Annotated in this window: 17 protein-coding genes; 13 read left to right on the plus strand and 4 right to left on the minus strand. The window is 52.9% G+C overall.

The annotated features are described in order from the left end of the window. Nucleotides 1–123: 123 nt before the first annotated feature. The 3 genes from argH to argC form a co-directional block, all read right to left on the minus strand. On the minus strand, nucleotides 124–1,497 hold the full coding sequence (gene argH / locus HV213_RS28725) for an argininosuccinate lyase (RefSeq protein ID WP_181484192.1): 1,374 nt from the start codon (nucleotides 1,495–1,497) through the stop codon (nucleotides 124–126). Nucleotides 1,498–1,587: 90 nt separating this feature from the next. After that, nucleotides 1,588–2,364 (minus strand): acetylglutamate kinase, encoded by a 777-nt coding sequence (argB, locus tag HV213_RS28730; protein WP_110276177.1) that lies wholly within the window; start codon nucleotides 2,362–2,364, stop codon nucleotides 1,588–1,590. 6 nt (nucleotides 2,365–2,370) lie between these two features. After that, complete coding sequence (gene argC, locus HV213_RS28735; RefSeq protein WP_181484193.1) at nucleotides 2,371–3,375, minus strand: N-acetyl-gamma-glutamyl-phosphate reductase; 1,005 nt, start codon at nucleotides 3,373–3,375, stop codon at nucleotides 2,371–2,373. Nucleotides 3,376–3,559: 184 nt separating this feature from the next. On the opposite strand from argC, the gene argE reads away from it, so the two are divergent. Next, nucleotides 3,560–4,711: an acetylornithine deacetylase gene (gene argE, locus HV213_RS28740; protein WP_181484194.1), complete on the plus strand. Its 1,152-nt coding sequence runs from the start codon at nucleotides 3,560–3,562 to the stop codon at nucleotides 4,709–4,711. A 256-nt stretch (nucleotides 4,712–4,967) separates the two neighbouring features. Continuing rightward, nucleotides 4,968–7,619 (plus strand): phosphoenolpyruvate carboxylase, encoded by a 2,652-nt coding sequence (ppc, locus tag HV213_RS28745; RefSeq protein WP_181484195.1) that lies wholly within the window; start codon nucleotides 4,968–4,970, stop codon nucleotides 7,617–7,619. Nucleotides 7,620–7,810: 191 nt separating this feature from the next. Here ppc and zinT read toward each other — a convergent pair whose 3' ends face one another. Then, nucleotides 7,811–8,458, minus strand: a complete 648-nt coding sequence (zinT, locus tag HV213_RS28750) for a metal-binding protein ZinT (protein ID WP_181484196.1) — start codon at nucleotides 8,456–8,458, stop codon at nucleotides 7,811–7,813. A 149-nt stretch (nucleotides 8,459–8,607) separates the two neighbouring features. Between zinT and HV213_RS28755 the strand changes: the two genes are divergently transcribed. From HV213_RS28755 to nagE, 11 genes are all read left to right on the plus strand, one after another. After that, a complete protein-coding gene (locus HV213_RS28755) occupies nucleotides 8,608–9,471 on the plus strand; it encodes an AraC family transcriptional regulator (RefSeq protein WP_181484197.1) in 864 nt (287 codons plus the stop codon). Nucleotides 9,472–9,676: 205 nt separating this feature from the next. Beyond that, nucleotides 9,677–10,339 carry a fructose-6-phosphate aldolase gene (gene fsa, locus HV213_RS28760; RefSeq protein WP_112216360.1) on the plus strand — a complete coding sequence of 221 codons (663 nt, stop codon included), beginning with the start codon at nucleotides 9,677–9,679 and terminating at the stop codon, nucleotides 10,337–10,339. Nucleotides 10,340–10,395: 56 nt separating this feature from the next. Then, nucleotides 10,396–11,499 carry a bifunctional L-1,2-propanediol dehydrogenase/glycerol dehydrogenase gene (gene gldA, locus HV213_RS28765; protein WP_181484198.1) on the plus strand — a complete coding sequence of 368 codons (1,104 nt, stop codon included), beginning with the start codon at nucleotides 10,396–10,398 and terminating at the stop codon, nucleotides 11,497–11,499. Between the two features lie 136 nt (nucleotides 11,500–11,635). Beyond that, a complete protein-coding gene (locus tag HV213_RS28770) occupies nucleotides 11,636–12,385 on the plus strand; it encodes a DeoR/GlpR family DNA-binding transcription regulator (protein WP_181484199.1) in 750 nt (249 codons plus the stop codon). 161 nt (nucleotides 12,386–12,546) lie between these two features. Beyond that, on the plus strand, nucleotides 12,547–14,970 hold the full coding sequence (locus HV213_RS28775) for a glycyl radical protein (protein WP_181484200.1): 2,424 nt from the start codon (nucleotides 12,547–12,549) through the stop codon (nucleotides 14,968–14,970). Nucleotides 14,971–14,982: 12 nt separating this feature from the next. Next, entirely contained in the window at nucleotides 14,983–15,897 is a 915-nt protein-coding gene (locus HV213_RS28780) for a glycyl-radical enzyme activating protein (RefSeq protein WP_181484201.1), read from the plus strand. A gap of 9 nt (nucleotides 15,898–15,906) precedes the next feature. Continuing rightward, the gene (nagB, locus tag HV213_RS28785; RefSeq protein WP_181484202.1) at nucleotides 15,907–16,644 is read left to right on the plus strand and encodes a glucosamine-6-phosphate deaminase; all 738 of its coding nucleotides are present in this window, start codon (nucleotides 15,907–15,909) and stop codon (nucleotides 16,642–16,644) included. Nucleotides 16,645–16,653: 9 nt separating this feature from the next. Next, the gene (locus HV213_RS28790; protein WP_228288582.1) at nucleotides 16,654–17,445 is read left to right on the plus strand and encodes an N-acetylglucosamine-6-phosphate deacetylase; all 792 of its coding nucleotides are present in this window, start codon (nucleotides 16,654–16,656) and stop codon (nucleotides 17,443–17,445) included. 35 nt (nucleotides 17,446–17,480) lie between these two features. Beyond that, nucleotides 17,481–18,175, plus strand: a protein-coding gene (locus tag HV213_RS28795) for an IS1-like element IS1N family transposase (protein WP_181483804.1) whose coding sequence is annotated in 2 segments (ribosomal slippage) — nucleotides 17,481–17,727 and nucleotides 17,727–18,175 — 696 coding nt in all. Because the reading frame shifts where the segments join, the coding sequence is not laid out codon by codon here. A 47-nt stretch (nucleotides 18,176–18,222) separates the two neighbouring features. Continuing rightward, nucleotides 18,223–18,570, plus strand: coding sequence for an amidohydrolase family protein (locus tag HV213_RS28800; protein WP_228288583.1), 348 nt, complete (start codon nucleotides 18,223–18,225; stop codon nucleotides 18,568–18,570). 270 nt (nucleotides 18,571–18,840) lie between these two features. Further along, a complete protein-coding gene (nagE, locus tag HV213_RS28805) occupies nucleotides 18,841–20,856 on the plus strand; it encodes an N-acetylglucosamine-specific PTS transporter subunit IIBC (RefSeq protein ID WP_181484203.1) in 2,016 nt (671 codons plus the stop codon). Nucleotides 20,857–20,887 lie beyond the last annotated feature (31 nt).

A 20,887-nucleotide genomic window follows, 5' to 3' on the forward strand; every position in this document is an offset into this window, starting at 1 on the left:
CCGGATAACTAAAGCCAACGTGAACTTTTGCGGACCTTGTGTCCGCTTTTTTTTGCATAAAAAAAGCCCGGGCATGACCCGAGCTCTATTTATTCACCGACTCAACATCGGCGTGGCTGGCGTTTAGATCAGACGCTGTTTGGCATCAGCAATAGCCTGCGCAACCTGCTGTGGCGAAACACCACCTTTAGCCGCTCGCTTATCAAGGCACGATTGCAACGACAGAATCGGATAGACGTCATCGGCGATCACGCTGCTGAATTTCTGCAAATCGACCAGAGACAGATCTTCTAACGGTTTGCCCTGGGCGATGGCTTCGACCACCGCTTCACCGACAATATGGTGCGCTTCACGGAACGGTACGCCTTTGGCGACCAGATAATCCGCCAGCTCGGTCGCGTTCGCATAACCCTGTTGCGCGGCTTCTTCACAACGCGGGCGTTTCACCTGAATACCATCAAGTACCAGCGCCGCCATATGCAGGCAGTCCAGCCAGGTATCCAGCGCATCGAACAGCCCTTCTTTGTCTTCCTGCATGTCTTTGTTATATGCCAGCGGCAGACCTTTCAGGGTCATCATCATGCCGGTCAGCGCGCCCTGTACGCGGCCACATTTACCGCGGATCAGCTCCAGCGCGTCCGGGTTTTTCTTCTGCGGCATTAACGATGAGCCGGAAGTGACGCGATCGGACAGCTCGACAAATCCTGCTTCACCGGTATTAAAGAAAATCAGGTCTTCTGCAAAACGGGACAAATGCACCATGCCGATAGAAGCATCGGACAACAGTTCCAGGACATGATCGCGGTCAGAGACGCTATCCAGGCTGTTACGAGTGGCTGAAGCAAAGCCCAGCCAGCCAGCCAGCTGTTCCCGATCGATTTCATAGGCCGTGCCCGCCAACGCGCCGCAGCCCAGCGGGCTGACGTCCAGACGCTTCAACGCATCCTGCAGACGGCTTTCGTCACGCGCCAGCATTTCGACGTAGGCCAGACACCAGTGAGCGAAAGTCACCGGCTGCGCGCGCTGCAGGTGGGTATAACCCGGCATCACTGCGTCCTGATTGTTCTGCGCCGTTTCCACCAGCGCGCTTTGCAGCTGACGATTCGCCGACAGTAGTTCCACCACGGTATCTTTACACCACAGCTTCAGGTCGGTCGCGACCTGGTCGTTACGGCTGCGCCCGGTGTGTAGCTTTTTGCCCAACTGACCGACCTTGTCGATCAGCTTGCCTTCAACCCAGCTGTGAATATCTTCCGCATCGCTTTCGAGGATCTGTTGCGGGTTAGACCGCACTTCTTCCAGCAGAATATTCAGCGCATCTTCCAGTTGCAACTGTTCATCAGCGGTCAATACGCCAACCGTCACCAGCGCTTTGGACCAGGCAACAGAGCCAACGATATCCTGCTCCGCCAGGCGATAGTCAAAGCGCAAAGAGTCGTTGAACTGTTTGAACCGCTGATCCGCTGCCTGAGTAAAACGCCCGCCCCAAAGTGCCATAACATGCTTCCTTTATTCGTTAGTTCCGCCGGATTACCCGGCCTACAGTCTTGTAGGCCCGGCAAGCAAAGCGCCGCCGGGCATAAAATATTAAGCCAGAATACGTGTACCGATCGATGTTCCGTTAAACAGCGCTGGCAGCTGTTCAGCATGACGCCAGGAGGCAATATCCACCGGGCGACCTAACGTGCGTGCCGCATCCAGAGCCGCATTCACTTTGACGATCATCCCGTCGGTGATAATGCCCTGCTCAATCAACTGCTCTGCTTTCGCCGCAGTCATCTCGGCAATACGCTGACCTTTGCCGTCAAGAATACCGCTTACATCCGACAGCAGAATCAGGTCTGCGCCAAGCGTTGCCGCCAGTGCGGTAGCCGCCTGGTCAGCGTTGACGTTCATCAGTTGGCCTTCATCGGTGACACCGATAGAGCTGACGACCGGCAGGTAACCGCCAGCCAACAGCGTGTTAATCAGGGCCGGGGAACCCGGCTGTGCAAGCCCCACATGGCCCAGTGCGGCGTCAAGTTGAGTCACCTTAACGCTGTCGCCATCACCAAGGAATAGTCCAACGGAAGCCAGGCCGTGTTTTTTCGCCCACGCCAGCAGCGTTTTATTGGCAGTCCCCGCCAGCGCACCGGTGATAATGTCGATTTGATCCGCAGGGGTCACTCGCAGACCGTTTTTCTTGTTCACTGGCAGATTAAGCTGCTTCATCAGCTCATCCACTACGCAGCCGCCGCCGTGGACAATAATCAGCGGACGCTGGTGCGTCTCGCGATAATTCACCAGCGCGGTAAACAGGCGCTCCAACGCTTCTTCACTATCCAGCAGGACGCCGCCGAGTTTGATAATTAAAGGATTCATCATCACACCTTAAATAAGAGACTGCGTCTCAGCGAAGCCGAAACGGATATTTGCACACTGCACGGCCTGGGCCGCGGCGCCTTTCAGCAGATTATCTTCCGCCGCTACGACGATGATATGTTCATCCTGGACCGCAAAACCGATATCACAGAATGGCAGACCCACGACATTTTTCAATGCGGGCATACCTTTATCATATAAACGCACCAGCGGTTTGTTCGCATAGGCCTGCTGGAACACCGCCGCCACCTGCTCTTTGCTCACGCCAGGCTTCAGGCGGCAGGTGATGGTTTCCAGAATCCCACGCTTAAAGTTGCCCAGATGCGGGGTAAAAATAACGTCCGCACCCAGATGAGTGGATATTTCAGGGTGATGGCGGTGGTTGAAGACGCCATAGGGCTGCAGGCTGACTTCACAGAAGCTGTTGCCGATGGAAGCCTTACGCCCGGCACCGCTAACGCCGCTGGTCGCATTGATCACCGGCCACTGGTTAAGATCCAACAGGTCCGCGTCGATCAGCGGTTTCAACGACAGCTGGGCCGCCGTCGGGTAGCAACCCGGCACCGCAATCAGATTCGCCTCTTTCAGCTTATCGACACTCCACTCGGCCAGGCCGTAAACCGCCTGCTCCAGCAGCTCAGGGTGCTGGTGAGTGAAACCATAATATTTTTCGTAGAAAGCGCCATCGTTAACGCGGAACGCCCCGGAAAGATCGAACACCACGCAACCCGCCGCGAGAAACTGCGGCGCCAGGTCATGGCTCACTTCGTGGGCGGTAGCGAGAAAAACGATATCGACCCCAGCGCTAAACTCGCTAATATCGGACATTGGCTGCAGCGGCAGATCAACAATCCCTTTTAGCTGCGGATGCAAATCGGAAACTAATTTTCCCGCATCATTGCTTTGCGCGGAGACCGTCAAAGCGGTTATGGTCATATGAGGATGGCGATTTACATAGGCCACTAGCTCTGCGCCGGCATAACCGCTGGCGCCCACAATCAGCGTGTTCAACATTGGGGCTTTTCACCTTCTTGCTTACGTATATTTGCTCTGGAAGACCGTTGCCTTCCCCACCCTGTTAAGCCGTAAGAACATCATCCCTACATTAAATAGGTTTTCTTAGGCTCAGCGATAATGTATTTTTATTCACAAATAATGCATGAATATTGATACTATCATGACCCGAGGTGTGTCAACAATGAAAAACAATTTACCGCCCTTTATCGAGATTTACCGCGCGTTGATCGCCACACCTTCCATCAGCGCAACCGAAGAGGCGCTGGATCAAAGCAATGAGTCTTTAATCAATTTACTGGCAGGCTGGTTCCGCGATATTGGCTTTAACGTTGAAGTTCAGCCAGTGCCGGGTACACGCAATAAATTCAACCTGCTGGCCAGTACCGGCAACGGTGCTGGCGGCCTGCTGCTAGCCGGGCATACTGATACCGTCCCGTTTGATGATGGTCGCTGGACTCGCGACCCCTTCACCCTGACCGAGCACGACAACAAACTTTACGGCCTTGGCACCGCGGATATGAAAGGCTTCTTCGCTTTTATTCTCGATGCTTTGCGCGATGTTGATGTGACTAAGTTGAAAAAACCGCTCTATATTCTGGCAACTGCCGATGAAGAAACCAGTATGGCCGGTGCCCGCTACTTTGCCGAAACTACCCAGCTGCGACCGGATTGCGCCATTATCGGCGAACCTACGTCACTGCAGCCGGTACGTGCGCACAAAGGCCACATGTCCAACGCGGTTCGCGTCCAGGGGCAATCCGGCCACTCCAGCGACCCGGCACGCGGCGTCAACGCCATTGAGCTGATGCACGATGCCATTGGTCGCATCATGCAGCTGCGCGACGACTTAAAAGAGCGTTATCACTACGCTGCGTTTACCGTCCCGTACCCCACACTTAACCTCGGAGCGATTCACGGCGGCGATGCCTCCAACCGCATTTGTGCCTGCTGCGAACTGCATATGGATATTCGCCCGCTGCCGGGTATGACGCTCAACGATCTTAACGGACTCCTTGAAGAAGCGCTGGCACCGGTAAGCGAACGCTGGCCCGGGCGTCTGACCGTTTCCGAACTGCATCCGCCGATCCCCGGCTATGAATGCCCGCCGGACCATAAACTGGTTGCGGTTGTCGAAAAGCTGCTCGGCGCGCAAACCGAAGTCGTGAACTACTGCACCGAAGCGCCATTTATTCAGACCCTCTGCCCAACGCTGGTATTAGGCCCTGGCTCCATCAATCAGGCCCACCAGCCGGATGAGTACCTGGAAACGCGCTTTATTAAGCCGACTCGTGAGCTTATCACTCAGGTGGTCCACCATTTTTGCTGGCATTAAAAATACGCATTCTTCCGCTCTTTTGTATCAGGGCGGGAGAGTGACAATTATCACACTTTCATAAGCAACACTTATCAAGCGACCTCTGAGTTAAATTTCGCAAATTGCCGCTATTTATTCGTTTGCTGAAGCGATTTCGCAACAATTGACGTGGGGGTTTTTACGTGGCTTTATAAAAGACGGTTGCTTATCCACTGCTCAAATTATCGAGCGCCGGATATAACAAAATAAAATGAGATGGGGTGTCTGGGGTAACATGAACGAACAATATTCCGCTTTGCGTAGTAATGTCAGTATGCTCGGTAAGGTGCTGGGCGACACCATCAAGGATGCGCTGGGAGAAAACATTCTTGATCGTGTCGAAACTATCCGTAAGTTGTCCAAATCTTCTCGCGCAGGCAATGAAGCCAACCGCCAGGAACTGCTCACCACGTTGCAAAACTTGTCCAACGACGAGCTGCTGCCGGTGGCGCGCGCCTTCAGCCAGTTTCTGAACCTGGCGAATACCGCTGAGCAATACCACAGCATTTCGCCAAAGGGCGAAGCGGCTAGCAATCCGGAAGTGATTGCTCGTACCCTGAGAAAGCTCAAAGACCAACCCAATCTCAACGAAGACATTATTAAAAAAGCGGTGGAGTCCCTGTCTCTGGAGTTGGTTTTAACCGCTCATCCAACCGAGATCACCCGCCGTACCCTGATCCACAAGATGGGTGAAATCAACAACTGCCTGAAACAGCTTGATAACAACGATATCGCTGACTATGAACGTCACCAGGTGATGCGCCGTCTGCGCCAGCTGATTGCCCAGTCATGGCATACCGATGAAATCCGTAAGCACCGGCCTTCCCCGGTCGACGAAGCCAAATGGGGCTTTGCTGTTGTCGAAAATAGCCTGTGGGAAGGTGTGCCGAACTACCTGCGCGAGCTGAACGAACAGTTGGAAGATAACCTCAGCTATCGCTTACCGGTCGATTTTGTCCCGGTTCGCTTTACCTCCTGGATGGGGGGTGACCGCGACGGCAACCCAAACGTGACCGCCGATATTACCCGCCACGTCCTGCTGCTTAGCCGCTGGAAAGCGACCGATCTGTTCCTGAAAGATATCCAGTTGCTGATTTCCGAGCTGTCGATGGTTGAGTGTACCGACGAACTGCGCGAACTGGCGGGTGCGGAAGGCGCGCAAGAACCCTATCGCTACCTGATGAAAAAACTGCGCACGCAGTTGATGGAAACACAGGCCTGGCTGGAAGCGCGCCTGAAAGGGCAGAGACTACCGAAACCAGCAGGTCTGCTCACGCAAAATGAACAGCTGTGGGAACCGCTTTACGCCTGCTATCAATCACTACAAGCCTGCGGCATGGGCATCATCGCCAACGGCGAGCTGCTGGATACTCTGCGTCGCGTAAAAGCCTTTGGCGTACCGCTGGTGCGTATCGATATCCGCCAGGAAAGCACCCGTCATACCGAAGCCCTGGGCGAGATGACCCGCTATCTCGGCATCGGCGATTATGAAAGCTGGTCGGAAGCCGACAAACAGGCCTTCCTGATCCGCGAACTGAACTCCAAACGTCCTCTGCTACCACGTCAGTGGGAGCCGAGCGAAGAAACTCGCGAAGTGCTTGAAACCTGCAAAGTGATCGCCGAAGCACCGCGCGGTTCCATTGCTGCCTACGTGATTTCGATGGCGAAAACGCCGTCTGACGTGCTGGCGGTACATCTGCTGCTCAAAGAGGCCGGTATCGGCTTCGCGCTGCCGGTCGCACCGCTATTCGAAACCCTGGATGACCTGAACAACGCCGACGACGTCATGACCCAGTTGCTGAATATCGATTGGTATCGCGGCTTTATTCAGGGCAAGCAGATGGTCATGATTGGCTACTCTGACTCAGCAAAAGATGCGGGCGTAATGGCCGCATCCTGGGCGCAGTATCAGGCGCAGGATGCCTTAATCAAGACCTGCGAGAAAGCTGGTATTGAGCTGACGCTGTTCCACGGTCGCGGCGGTTCTATCGGTCGTGGCGGTGCTCCGGCTCATGCGGCTCTGCTCTCTCAGCCTCCAGGAAGCCTGAAAGGCGGCCTGCGCGTCACTGAACAGGGCGAGATGATCCGCTTCAAATACGGCCTGCCGGAAATCACCATCAGCAGCCTGTCGCTCTACACCAGCGCGATTCTGGAAGCCAACCTGCTGCCGCCGCCGGAGCCAAAACCGCAATGGCGAGACATCATGGCCGAGCTGTCCGACGTCTCCTGCGAGATGTACCGCGGCTACGTACGTGAAAATAAAGACTTTGTTCCTTACTTCCGCTCCGCTACGCCGGAGCAGGAACTGGGCAAACTGCCGCTGGGCTCGCGTCCGGCAAAACGTCGCCCGACCGGCGGCGTTGAGTCACTGCGTGCGATCCCGTGGATCTTCGCATGGACGCAAAATCGTCTGATGCTGCCCGCCTGGCTGGGTGCTGGTGCGGCGCTGCAAAAAGTCGTCGAAGGCGGCAAGCAGAGCGAGCTGGAAAGCATGTGTCGCGACTGGCCGTTCTTCTCTACTCGCCTCGGCATGCTGGAGATGGTCTATTCGAAAGCGGACCTGTGGCTGGCAGAATATTACGATCAGCGCCTGGTGAAACCTGAGCTGTGGAAGTTAGGTACAGAGCTGCGCGAACTGCTGTCTGCTGATATCGATGTGGTGCTGGCAATCGCCAACGATTCCCACCTGATGGCCGACCTGCCGTGGATCGCCGAGTCAATCCAGTTGCGTAACATCTATACTGACCCGCTGAACGTACTCCAGGCCGAACTGCTGCATCGTTCACGTCTGGCGGAAGAGAAAGGTGAAAAACCGGATCCTCGCGTTGAGCAAGCGCTGATGGTAACCATTGCAGGCGTTGCGGCAGGTATGCGCAACACCGGCTAATTTGCCGGACGCGGTATCCCCGGAGGCGGCGCGTTGCGCCTGTCCGGGCTACCAGCCCGCAAACGGCAGTGAACTCGTAGATTTTGTAGGCCGGGTAAGGCGCTAACCGCCACCCGGCAAAAATGCGAGCACCCTAGCTAAAACAGATTTGTCATCAATTTCGTAGCTCCGTTTACCGGAGCTATTTTTTATTAATGGTGCAGCATCTCGTCGACAATCTGCTCTTTATGCAGCGCATAAGGATAATAGGTTGGCCAGTTATCCATCTCTTTCAGCAGCGCCTCATGCGACTCATTGCCCATAAAGATATGAAAATGCAGGGACTTACGCGGTGCGATAGTGTGGTCGCTGAACTGAACAAATTTCGGCGCTTTTGAATCCGCCTGTGAGCATTCGAACAGGTAGCGCACGCCTTTCTTACCGGATGCGTAGGTCAGAATTTTATAGCCAGAATAGGTGTATTTGCAGGCATTGACGGTTTTCCCAACGTGAAACTCCATCACATTATCTTCGATACCAATCTGGTCCACATCGGTGGCATATCCCTTCTTATAATATTCCCGATATTCGGCCACGCTTTTGCCGGCTTTTTTGGCCTTCTGTTCGAGCACAGGATCCAAATCGCCGTTCAGCAGATAAGGGTTAACCGACTGCCAGATACCATCCCAATCGCTTAACGCTCTGTCTTTTACATCCTGATCGGCAAAAATACCTTCACTCGCCTTTTGCTCCGCCTCAGTTAATGCAGGCCCATGGCTATGGTGGCCGTGGGCAAAAGCCTGGCTACCCGCCAGTAACATGCTGATACCAAGCGCAAGGGCGGAAATCTTTTTGGTCATTACTCTCTCCTGAGTTAACGTTTGCAATAATATGTTACGATATAACATATCAATTAAATCTTACAATACCCTTCGCAGAAAAACCGCTCGGCTTTTCCCTCTGTCGATTTGTTAGGTATGATGAAAAGAGAGCGCTATGCGGAGCAAGAATGGATATCGACATCAATCAGGCCATTGATTCTTTTATTAAAGGCCCGGCAGTAATCGGGAAGGTCCGCTTTTCCACAGAAACCAGACCGGCTTCAGAGAAAGCCGTGAGCGTCGATTTTCCGCGCCTCGAAATCATGCTTGAGGGGCAGGTCCGCGATCCAGCGGTGAAGGCCGACCCAGCCCAGCTCACGCCACACGATGTGTTGTACATTCCTGCTGGCGGGTGGAATGACCCACAATGGCTCGTGCCCTCGACTCTGTTAACCATCTTATTTGGTAAACAGCAGCTGGAATTCGTCCTGCGCAACTGGGACGGCAGCGCGCTTAACGTGCTGGATAAACAGCAAGTTCCCCGCCGTGGCCCTCGAGTGGGATCTTTTCTGCTCCAGGCGCTCAATGAAATGCAAATGCAGCCGCAGGAGCAGCATACAGCGCGCTGTATTGTCATCAGCCTGCTCAGCCACTGCGCCGATCTGCTAGGTAGCCAGGTACAAACTTCCTCACGCAGCCAGGCGCTTTTCGAGGCCATTCGTAAATATATCGATGCCCATTTTGCCGATCCTTTAACCCGCGAGTCGGTGGCGCAGGAATTTTATCTCTCACCAAACTATCTTTCGCATCTGTTCCAGAAATGCGGACCAATGGGTTTTAATGAGTACCTGAATCACATCCGCCTGGAGCAGGCCAGAATGCTGCTAAAGGGCCACGATATGAAGGTCAAAGATGTCGCTCACGCCTGTGGTTTTGCCGACAGTAACTACTTTTGCCGCCTGTTTCGCAAGAACACCGAGCGCTCACCATCAGAGTATCGCCGCCAGTATCATAGCCAGCTCACGGAAAAAACATCGCCTGCAAAAAACTAGATTTTTGTGTGTTAAGCCTGACTTTTGTACGCTCTTTTTTGCTTAAATTTCCCCACAACACGGGATAAACGTGATCTAAATCACCCTTAATAGCAATGCGTACATTTATCCAGTATTTGGCAAATTTGTCATCTGGCGACCCTTCATGTGAAAGCCGTATTCTTACCTCAACGACACTATCGAATTAAGCATTGAGGAAAGTACTATGGAACTCTATCTGGACACCGCAAACGTAGCCGAAGTTGAACGCCTGGCACGTATCTACCCGCTGGCTGGCGTTACCACCAACCCAAGCATTATCGCCGCTGGCAAAGCCTCGGTTTGGGACGTACTACCGCGCTTGCAAAAAGCCGTCGGACCGGAAGGTATTTTGTTCGCTCAGACTATGAGCCGCGACGCTCAGGGTATGGTTGAAGAAGCCAAACGTCTGAGCAACGCCGTTCCCGGCATCGTGGTAAAAATCCCGGTCACCGCTGAAGGCCTTGCCGCTATCAAGCTGCTGAAAAAAGAAGGTATCACTACCTTGGGTACCGCCGTCTACAGCGCCTCTCAGGGCCTGCTGGCCGCGCTGGCGGGTGCTAAATATGTTGCCCCTTACGTGAACCGCGTCGACGCCCAGGGCGGTGACGGCATTCGCACGGTGCAGGAGCTGCAATCCCTACTGGAAATGCACGCGCCGGAAAGCAAAGTGCTGGCCGCCAGCTTCAAAACCCCACGCCAGGCGCTGGATTGCCTGTTAGCCGGTTGCGAAGCTATCACCCTTCCGTTAGATGTAGCGCAACAAATGCTCGGTACCCCTGCGGTAGAGTCAGCCATTGAGAAGTTTGAGCAGGACTGGAATAACGCTTTTGGAACTCTGAACCTGTAACCCGATCGGCGAGCCGCCCAGGGGGGTGGCATCACGGTCATCCAGGAGGAATAGAAATGGATCGCATTATTCAATCACCCGGTAAGTATATTCAAGGCGCAGACGCAATTGCTCGCCTTGGTGGGTACCTCAAACCGCTGGCTGAACGCTGGCTCATCGTTGGCGATAAATTCGTACTCGGCTTTGCCGAAGAAAAATTGCGTAAAAGCCTGGCAGATGCTGGCCTGGTTGCCGAAATCGCGCCGTTTGGCGGCGAATGCTCGCATAATGAAATCAATCGATTACGCGATATTGCGGGCTCAGCTCAGTGTACCGCCGTGCTGGGAATTGGCGGCGGTAAGACGCTGGACACCGCGAAAGCATTAGCACACTTTATGAATCTGCCGGTAGTTATTGCTCCGACGATTGCCTCTACCGATGCACCGTGTAGCGCGCTCTCGGTTATCTATACCGATGATGGTGAATTTGATAGCTACCTGATGCTGCCGCGTAACCCGAATATGGTCATTGTCGATACGCAAATCGTTGCCGGAGCTCCGGCACGCCTGCTGGCTGCAGGCATCGGCGACGCGCTGGCAACGTGGTTTGAAGCCCGTGCCTGCTCCCGTAGCAACGCGACTACCATGGCGGGCGGCAAATGCACCCAGGCAGCGCTGGCGCTGGCCGAACTGTGCTACAACACGCTGATTGAAGAAGGTGAAAAAGCGATGCTGGCGGCGGAGCAGCACGTCGTCACTCCGGCGCTAGAACGCGTGATTGAAGCCAATACCTACCTGAGCGGCGTTGGTTTTGAAAGCGGCGGCCTGGCGGCGGCACATGCTATCCATAACGGTCTAACCGCGATTCCAGATGCTCACCACTATTATCACGGTGAGAAAGTAGCCTTCGGAACGCTAACGCAATTGATGCTGGAAAACGCCCCGGTGGAAGAGATCGAAACCGTGGCGGCGCTGTGCCACAGCGTTGGGTTGCCTATCACCCTGGCGCAGCTGGACATTAAAGCCGATATTCCAGGCAAAATGCGTACCGTGGCGCAAGCCGCCTGTGCAGAAGGCGAAACCATCCACAATATGCCTGGTGGTGCGACGCCGGATCAGGTCTATGCGGCTCTGCTGGTCGCCGACCAGTACGGTCAACGCTTCCTGCAAGAGTGGGAATAACCTCCTGCCCACACCCGCTTCCGGCGGGTGTGTTCTTTTATGTTCTTTCTCCGCCCCATTGCCAGCCAAAACGATGTGCTTTATAGTGCGATTTTCCTCTGGGTGAGTCGTAAATATGCAATCATCAGATCGAAGAATGAGCATTTATGCCATTCTGCAACAGGACAAAAAAGTCGTCGTTAATGAGCTTGCCGAGAAATTCGGCGTCACCAAAATGACCATCCGCCGCGACCTTTCTTTCTTTGAAAAACAAGGCATTGTCAAAACCACCTATGGCGGAGCCTATCTCACCAGCGGCGCCAGCGTAGAGCCCAGCTTTCAGCTAAAATCGATACAAATGGTCGATGATAAGCATCTGATTGGCCAAAAAGCCGCCGAGCTGGTCGAAGATGGCGATACCATTATTATCGACTGCGGGACCACACCACTCGCCCTCGCTCAGTTTATTTTCGATAAGAAAATCATGGTGATAACCAACTCTGTTCCGGTAGTTAATCTACTGAAAGGGAGAAAAAACATTAAGCTGATCGTGGCGCCCGGCGAGTATGAAGACGATACCCAGGGGATGATCTCTTTTAGCACCGCTGACTTCTATAGCAATATCCACGCCGACAAGGTATTCCTCAGTACCCAGGGTATTAACGAACTGGGTGAATTGACGGTCCCCAAAATGACCGACGCCCACGTAAAACGAGCGCTGATGCGGGCTGGACGGCAAAAAATCCTGCTGGCTGATAAAAGTAAATTTGGTCAAACCTTCCTCGCAGGCCACGCCCGTCTGGCAGACCTTGATCTCGTTATCAGCCAAACTGGCCTCCCTGCCGACACCCTCACGCAGCTCAATAAACAAAACGTAGAACTTCTGCTGGCTGATAGCAGCCTCTGACTTTCAGACGTCTGACAACAGGCGTCTGTGTTTTTTCACACACCCAATATGTTCTTTCTGTATCCTTTAAATGACAAAGAAACAAAAAAGATCATTTTTAAGTTGACAAAAACACACCTCAAGCGTGGAATAGGGATACCCACTCCAGAATTGAGGTCTTTATGAACGGATTACTAAGCTTCAAACCCACCAACAACGATTGTGATTTCGAGCGTATCGCCAAAAAGCAAAATCAGATGTTCCACCGCGTGGCGACGATTTGCCCGGAACGTGCTGAGATCATCACCGAATCCTTTAAACGCTCCGAAGGCAAATCGATTGTCATTCGCCGGGCGCTGGCGATGGCCGACATTCTGGAAAAGATGACCATCTATATCGAACCAGACATGCTGATCGTCGGCAACCAGGCGAGCGCCAACTTCGCCGCACCGGTGTTCCCGGAATACTCATTCAACTGGGTGATTGACGAGCTGGACGAGTTCGACAAACGCTCTGGCGACAGCTTCCAGGTGGCCGAAGAAACCAAAGCGCGTCTACGCGTGCTGCAGGACTACTGGCAGGGAAAAACCCACCAGGATGAAGTCCTGACCAACTTGCCGCAAATGAACCGCCTGGCAGAAAAACAGGGCGTACTGCATCGCGGCGGCATCAGTATGTCCGGCGATGGTCACATCATCCCTAACCATGATTTCGTGCTGGAAGTCGGCTACGGCGGCATGCGCGATATTGCTAAGCAGCACCTGGCAGAAGACAAAGATCTGACTGAAGAGCAGACCGATTTCTACCAGGCCGTCATCATCACCATGGATGCGGCGCTGAATTACTGCAAGCGTTTCTCCCTGCTGGCTAAAGAAGAAGCGGCGCAAACTGCCGATGCTAAACGCCGCGACGAACTGCTGGCAATGAGCGAAATGTTCGCTCACCTGATGGAAGGCAAAGCGCAGAATTTCTACGAAGCTGTCGAAACTGTCTATCTGACTCACCTGCTGATGATGATCGAAAGTAACGGTCACTCCTTCTCCTTTGGTCGCTTTGACCAGTACGTATGGCCGTTCTACGAAGCGGATATCAACTCCGGTAAAATCAGCAAAGAAAAGGCGCTGGAGATCCTGACCCACTTCTTCATCATGACCAACAGCCTGAACAAAGTTCGCCCGTGGGGTCACACCCAATACAGCGGCGGCTACCCGCTCTATTCCAACCTGATGGTTGGCGGCATGACGCCTGACGGCACCGACGGTACCAACGATCTGTCGTATCTGTCACTGGAAGCAATGGCATTGACCGGCCTGCCGGAGCCAAACCTGAGCGTACGTTTCTCCAAAGATACTCCGCACTCGCTGATGCAGGATTCGGCAAAACTGATCCGTAAAGGCTTCGGTATGCCGTCCATCTTCTGTGACGAAGTGGTTATCCCGGCGATGATGACCCTTGGTCTGAGCGAAGAAGTAGCGCGTGAATATGCCTCGATGGGCTGCGTGGAAACGGCAATTCCGGGCCGCTGGGGCCATCGTGCCACCGGTATGACCTACGTGAACTTCGGCAAAATTCTTGAACTGGTAATGAACAACGGCTGCGATCCAGCAACCGGCGTACAACTGGTTAAAGTAAACGGCAAAGAAGGCCGCGAGATTAACTACGAGTCATATGACGAAGTGTGGGCCGCGTGGAACCAGCTGCTAGAGTTCTACTCCGACCTGGCAGTGGACTGTGACCTGGTCTGCGACCGCGCGCTGAAATATCACGATGCCGACGCCTTTGCCTCTGCGACCATCAACTGCTCGCTGGAGCGTGGTAAAACGTTGAAAAATGGCGGTGCCGAGTATGACTTCGTCAGCTCCTCCAACATCGGTCCTTCCGTGGTAGGCGACAGCCTGGCCGCAGTAAGAAAACTGGTCTTTGATGACAAAGTGCTGACGCTCAAAGAACTGCGCGACGCCATGGACTGCAATTTTGAAGGCCTTGAAGGTGCCCGCGTGCGTAAGCTGTGCCGCAACGCACCGAAGTTTGGTAACGATATCGACTACGTTGACTACATCGTAGCTGACGTATTCGAGTCCTATCTGAAGCTGCTGCCAAAATATAAAACCGACCGTTATGGCAAAGGTCCGAAGGGCTGTGGATACACCATGTCCACCTCCAACATCACCTCTTACGTACCGAATGGTTTTGACGTTGGCGCGACCCCGGATGGCCGTCTGGCAACCCTGCCGCTGAACGAAGGTGCATCACCGTGCCTTGGCGCTGATAAAGAAGGCCCGACGGCGGTGATCAACTCCGTGGCGAAGTTGCCAAACCAGAAAATTGCTGGCGGCCAGCTGTTGAATATGAAATTCACGCCGAGCGCGCTGGAAGGTGACGACAACCTGGAGAAATTTACCCACTTCATGGAAGCCAGTCGCGAGAAGAATATCTTCCACAACCAGTTCAATATCATCGACTCGAATATTCTGCGTGCCGCCAAAGAGCGCCCGGAAGATTATCCGAACCTGATGGTCCGCGTGGCTGGTTACTGCGCCCTGTTCTCAACGCTGATGCCGGAAGCGCAGGATGCGATTATCGCCCGTACAGAACTGGCATGGTGAGAGTGAGGTAATATGAAGACTGGTCTGATTTCCCGTATTCAACGCTACTCGACCAAGGATGGTCCGGGGATACGTAGTACCGTATTTATGCAGCAATGTAATTTACGCTGTCAGTGGTGTGCGAATCCGGAAACTATCAGGCCAGGTTTTAACGTTTTCTGGTTTAAAGAGCGGTGCCGTCAATGCGGCACCTGCACCCAGGCCGCAATCAACAACACCATCACCATGGCGGAGCCGGGTAATGGCGTGAATATCGACCGGAAAAAATGTACTAACCTGCTGGACGTCGTCGATATGTGCCCCTATGACGGCTACGAAAAAGTGGGCAAAGAGATGACTTCCCGCGAGCTGGCCGATCTGCTGCTGCGCGATAAATCGTTTTACGATTCCAGCCACGGCGGCGTCACTTTTTCTGGTGGCGAACCGGCGCTACAGGCCGAATTCGTCAGAGAAACCGCTCTGTTGTTAAAAGAAGCTGGCGTACATGTCTGCCTCGATACCGCAGGACACATTCGTTGGGAGAAACTGCGCCCGCTGATTGAAACCGTCGATTTAGTTTCTTACGATTTTAAAGCCTTTAATGCCGAGACGCATCTCGCCTGCACTGGCGTGGATAACCGCCTGATCCTTGAGAATGCCAAAGCCATTGCGGCAATGGGCACGCCGATGCTTGCCCGTATGGTCATTGTTCCAACGCGCAATGACGACCCGGAAGATATTCGCCAACGCCTCGATTTTATCCGCAAACTTGGCAGCGCCGTGCTGCAGGTCGATATCCTGGAATATCACATCTATGGTGTCGGAAAATATCAAAAGCTTGGTATGCCTTATCTTCTTAACAATATTCCGGCCTGCCAGCGGGAAATGACCGAACAAATAAAACATTACGCCGAAGAGATTGGCCTGAAAGCAACTATTGGCGGCTAAAGGATGAACATGTTGAACTTTATTATTACTGAAACCTACAAAGAAATGAGTGGACTGGCAGCAGAGCGGATTGCTCTTGCGCTAAAGAAAACGTCAGATTTAGTGATGGCGCTGCCCACAGGAGGAACACCCGTTGGCCTTCTCGAAGAGATGAGCCGAATGGCCAAAAGCGGCGAGGCCGATTTTTCCAGTGCCAAATCATTTAATATTGATGAATATATTCCGCTGAAAAAAGATGACCCGCAGAGCTATTATTGGTTTCTCAATCACTACTTTTATCAGCATGCTAATATTTCTGTCGAAAATACCTTTGTCCCGGATATTCTGGCCGATGATTTAACCGCCGAATGCGCACGTTACGAACAAACTATCCAGGCACATGGTGATTTTGATATCACCATCCTCGGCATTGGTCATGACGGGCATATTGGCTTTAACGAACCACACGCTACCCATAGCCCCGTCTGTCACATTATTGATCTTAATGAAGAAACTATCGAAGCCAATGCTCGATTCTTCTCACATAAAGAAGATGTTCCGCAGCAGGCCATTACCCTCGGTATGGGGACTATCCTGAGAAGTAAAGAGATCGTCCTGATTGCTAACGGAAAATCGAAAGCGGCGGTGATGAAGCAACTTCACGACTGCACCCGCATTGACCCGTTATTCCCTGCATCATTCTTACTGATGCATCCTGACGTCACCATTATTTGCGACCGCGAGGCGGCGTCGCTTATTAACGCGTAAGGTGGGCATATGAAAATCCAGAGTAAACGCGTCTGGCTGGCCGGCGGATTCTATCCGGCGCAGTTAACGCTGGAAAATGGACTGATCAGCGACATCACGCTGGGATTGAGCGAAAATGCCGATCACGACTACGGTTCCCGGCGCATTATACCCGGTCTTATTGATACCCATGCCCACGGGGCCTGGGACTACGACACCAACGAAAACGACCCTGAAGGTCTACGGCGCTGGACATCGCGTTTACCGGAAGAGGGCGTCACCGCATTTTGCCCCACCACGGTCACCGATGAAGATACAACCCTGCTGGCCGCACTGGAAAACATCTCTCAGGTGATGGATGAAGGTTATCAGGGCGCGGAAATTCTCGGTATCCATCTGGAAGGACCATTTCTCAGCCAGATCTACCGTGGCGCACAGCCGGAAAAACAGATTCGTCCTGCCAGCGTCAGCGAGTTTCAGGCTTTTGAGCGTGCGGCCCATGGGCGCATTATCGCCATCAGCCTCGCGCCGGAAGAAGATGCCGAATTTGCCCTAACGCGTTACTGCGCGCAAAAAGGGATCGTGGTCAATATGGGCCATTCGGATGCCTCCTTCGAGCAGGCGGTGGAAGCCGTTGCCAATGGCGCAAAAAATGTGACTCACGTGTTTAACGGAATGGCGAAATATGTCAATCGTGAACCCGGGCTTTTAGGGGCTGCGCTGCGCCTCGACGGCCTGTACGGCGAAGTGATTGCCGACGGTATTTTCGTCAGTCTGGTCTCCGCATCTAATCTTTATCGGGTGATGCCTCTAATTAGTTGAATCTGATGTATAATGCGGGCTTTTGAGGTTCTTTCATGGCCAGCGTTAACATTCATTGTCCTCGTTGTCAGTCTGCACAGGTCTACCGCCATGGTCAGAACCCTAAAGGCCATGACAGATTTCGCTGCCGTGACTGCCACCGCGTTTTTCAGCTCACTTACACTTATGAGGCCCGTAAGCCGGGCATTAAAGAGCTGATCACTGAAATGGCCTTCAATGGCGCCGGGGTTCGCGATACCGCCAGAACACTGAAAATTGGCATTAACACCGTCATCCGGACTTTAAAAAACTCACGCCAAAGCGAATAACGTCTTCGCCCGTTGCTCATGCTGATGTGGCGCTTATCTGCGAACTTGATGAGCAATGGAGTTTCGTTGGCAGTAAAGCCCGGCAACACTGGCTCTGGTACGCGTATAACACCAAAACAGGGGGTGTACTGGCCTACACTTTTGGTCCCCGTACCGATGAAACCTGCCGGGAACTACTGACACTGCTTACGCCATTCAACATCGGCATGATCACCAGCGACGACTGGGGCAGCTATGGCCGGGAGGTGCCGAAGGATAAGCATCTGACCGGAAAAATATTCACCCAACGGATTGAGCGCAATAACCTGACGCTGCGCACCCGCATTAAGCGCTTGGCTCGTAAAACAATCTGCTTCTCGCGTTCAGTAGAGATCCACGAAAAAGTCATCGGGACGTTTATTGAAAAACACATGTTCTACTAATTGGAAGCATCACCCTTTATCGCATCAAAAATGATGATGACGTCATTATGATTAGCGATTCGATGAAAGCAAAAGGGTGCCCACCCGGTCGCTATATGTTCGGTGGGGAACCGATGATTTTAGGCGAAGATGGCGCAACGCGACGTGAAAACGGCGTGCTGGTCGGCAGCACGTTAAAACTTAATCGCGGACTCTATAATATGGTCGAAGACGCGATGGTACCTTTTGGCGCGGCATTAAAATCCTGCACGATTAATCCAGCCCGACTTTTAGGGTTAGATAATCATAAAGGTAAATTACAACGCGGTTTTGATGCCGACATTGTCGTATTAGAAGATGATTACCAGGTCAATACAACTTATTGCAAAGGAGTCATCGCCTATTCCGTAAATTAAGAATAGTTTTATCGACCTGACATCACATAATTAAGCGGTTATTACATAATAACCGCCGATTTTTTATTTCAAAAAATTAATTAAAAATCAGTCTTTTAAAGGATTTAATAAAATGCGACAGAGATAACATTAAGTAATTTTAAATTCCCTTAAAAATAAAACCACAAAAACAATACGGCTATAGCACCGTAATACCCATCGCGGGTCAGTCAGTATAAATCACCAGGTGATTATGCTGGCTTCAGGATTTTTATTTCTAAGGGAACGACTATGAATATATTGGGTTATCTCCAGAAGGTTGGCCGCGCGTTAATGGTGCCGGTCGCCACATTGCCCGCCGCAGCGATTTTAATGGGTATCGGGTATTGGATTGATCCCAATGGTTGGGGAAGTTCTAACGCCCTTGCGGCGTTATGCATTCAGTCCGGGGCCGCCATTATCGATAATATGGGCGTGCTTTTCGCTGTAGGTGTCGCTTATGGCATGTCAAAAGATAAAGACGGCGCTGCAGCGCTAGCGGGTTTCGTGGGTTTTCTCGTTTTAACCACGCTGTGTTCACCGGCCGCCGTCGCAATGATCCAGAAGATTCCTGCAGATCAGGTACCTGCTGCTTTCGGCAAGATTAAAAACCAGTTTATCGGCATTATGGTTGGTATCATTGCCGCCGAACTTTATAACCGCTTCAGCAGCATCGAACTGCCAAAAGCACTCTCCTTCTTCAGTGGACGCCGACTGGTGCCCATCGTCACCTCTTTCGCCATGATCGTCGTGGCCTTCGCCCTGATGTTTATCTGGCCGGTGGTATTTAGCGGCCTGGTGAGCTTTGGTGAGCATATCCAGAAGCTTGGTTCGTTCGGTGCCGGGGTCTATGCCTTCTTCAACCGCCTGCTGATTCCAGTCGGTTTACACCATGCGCTCAACTCGGTGTTCTGGTTTGATGTCGCTGGAATTAATGATATTCCCAACTTCCTCGGCGGCGCGCAGTCGCTTGCCTCAGGTAAAGCGGTACTCGGTATCACTGGTCGCTACCAGGCAGGTTTCTTCCCTATTATGATGTTCGGCCTGCCGGGCGCAGCGCTGGCGATTTATCAGTGCGCGCGTGCGGAAAACAAAGCCAAAGTGCTGGGTATTATGATGGCTGGTGCCTTTGCCGCCTTCTTTACCGGCATTACCGAACCGCTGGAATTTTCCTTCATGTTCGTTGCGCCGGTACTGTACCTTATCCACGCTGTCCTGACCGGCATCTCGGTATTCATCGCCGCCAGCATGCACTGGATTGCCGGTTTTGGCTTTAGCGCTGGTTTAGTCGATATGGTGCTCGCCTCCCGCAACCCGCTCGCCACGCAATGGTATCTGCTGATCCCAATGGGCCTGGTGTTCTTTGTTATCTACTACCTGGTCTTCCGCTTCACCATCATCAAATTTAACCTAATGACGCCGGGCCGCGAACTGTCTGTGGACGGTAGTTGCGCCGATGGCGAAGACCTCAATGTTAGTGAAAACAAAGAGCAAAGCGCTGCGGCACTGGCTCGCCAGTATATTGCGGCCATCGGCGGCTCTGATAACCTGACCGCTATCGATGCCTGTATCACTCGCCTGCGTTTAGGTGTTAAAGATGCCGCTCTGGTGAACGATGCGCTGGCAAGACGCCTGGGCGCCAGCGGCGTGATTCGTCTGAACAACACTAATGTGCAGATTATCGTTGGGTTTGTAGCAGAGAAAATCGCCAATGAGATGAAAACCACCGGTCACGTCGACGCAGCAGAAGCACTGCCGGTCGCCGCGGCACCTACCGCATCCAAACCACGTACGACGACCGCCACCACGGTTATCGCCGAACTGCTCTCCCCGGTCAGCGGCGAAGTTGTCGCCTTAGAACAGGTGCCAGACGAAGCTTTTGCCAGCAAAGCGGTCGGTGACGGTATCGCCATCAGACCGACCAGCCCTATCGTCGTCTCTCCTGCAGCGGGTACGATCGTCAAAATCTTCAATACCAATCACGCGTTCTGCCTCGAAACCGAAAAGGGTGCGGAGATTGTGGTCCACATGGGACTGGATACCGTCGCGCTGGATGGTCAGGGGTTTAAGCGGTTAATTGAAGAAGGCGCAGAAGTCGTCGCAGGGCAGCCCATCCTTGAGATGGATCTTGAGTTTCTCAATGCAAATGTGCGTTCGATGATTAGCCCGGTGGTGTGTAGCAACATTGAAGACTTCGCCTGTCTGGAAATCAAGGCACAAGGCCAGGTTATTGCCGGGCAAACGTTGCTCTATGAGATTAAGGGATAAACTTACAGACAAACTTGGTTTAGATAGGGTG

The organism is Klebsiella sp. RHBSTW-00484, from assembly GCF_013705725.1.
Lineage (GTDB): Bacteria > Pseudomonadota > Gammaproteobacteria > Enterobacterales > Enterobacteriaceae > Klebsiella.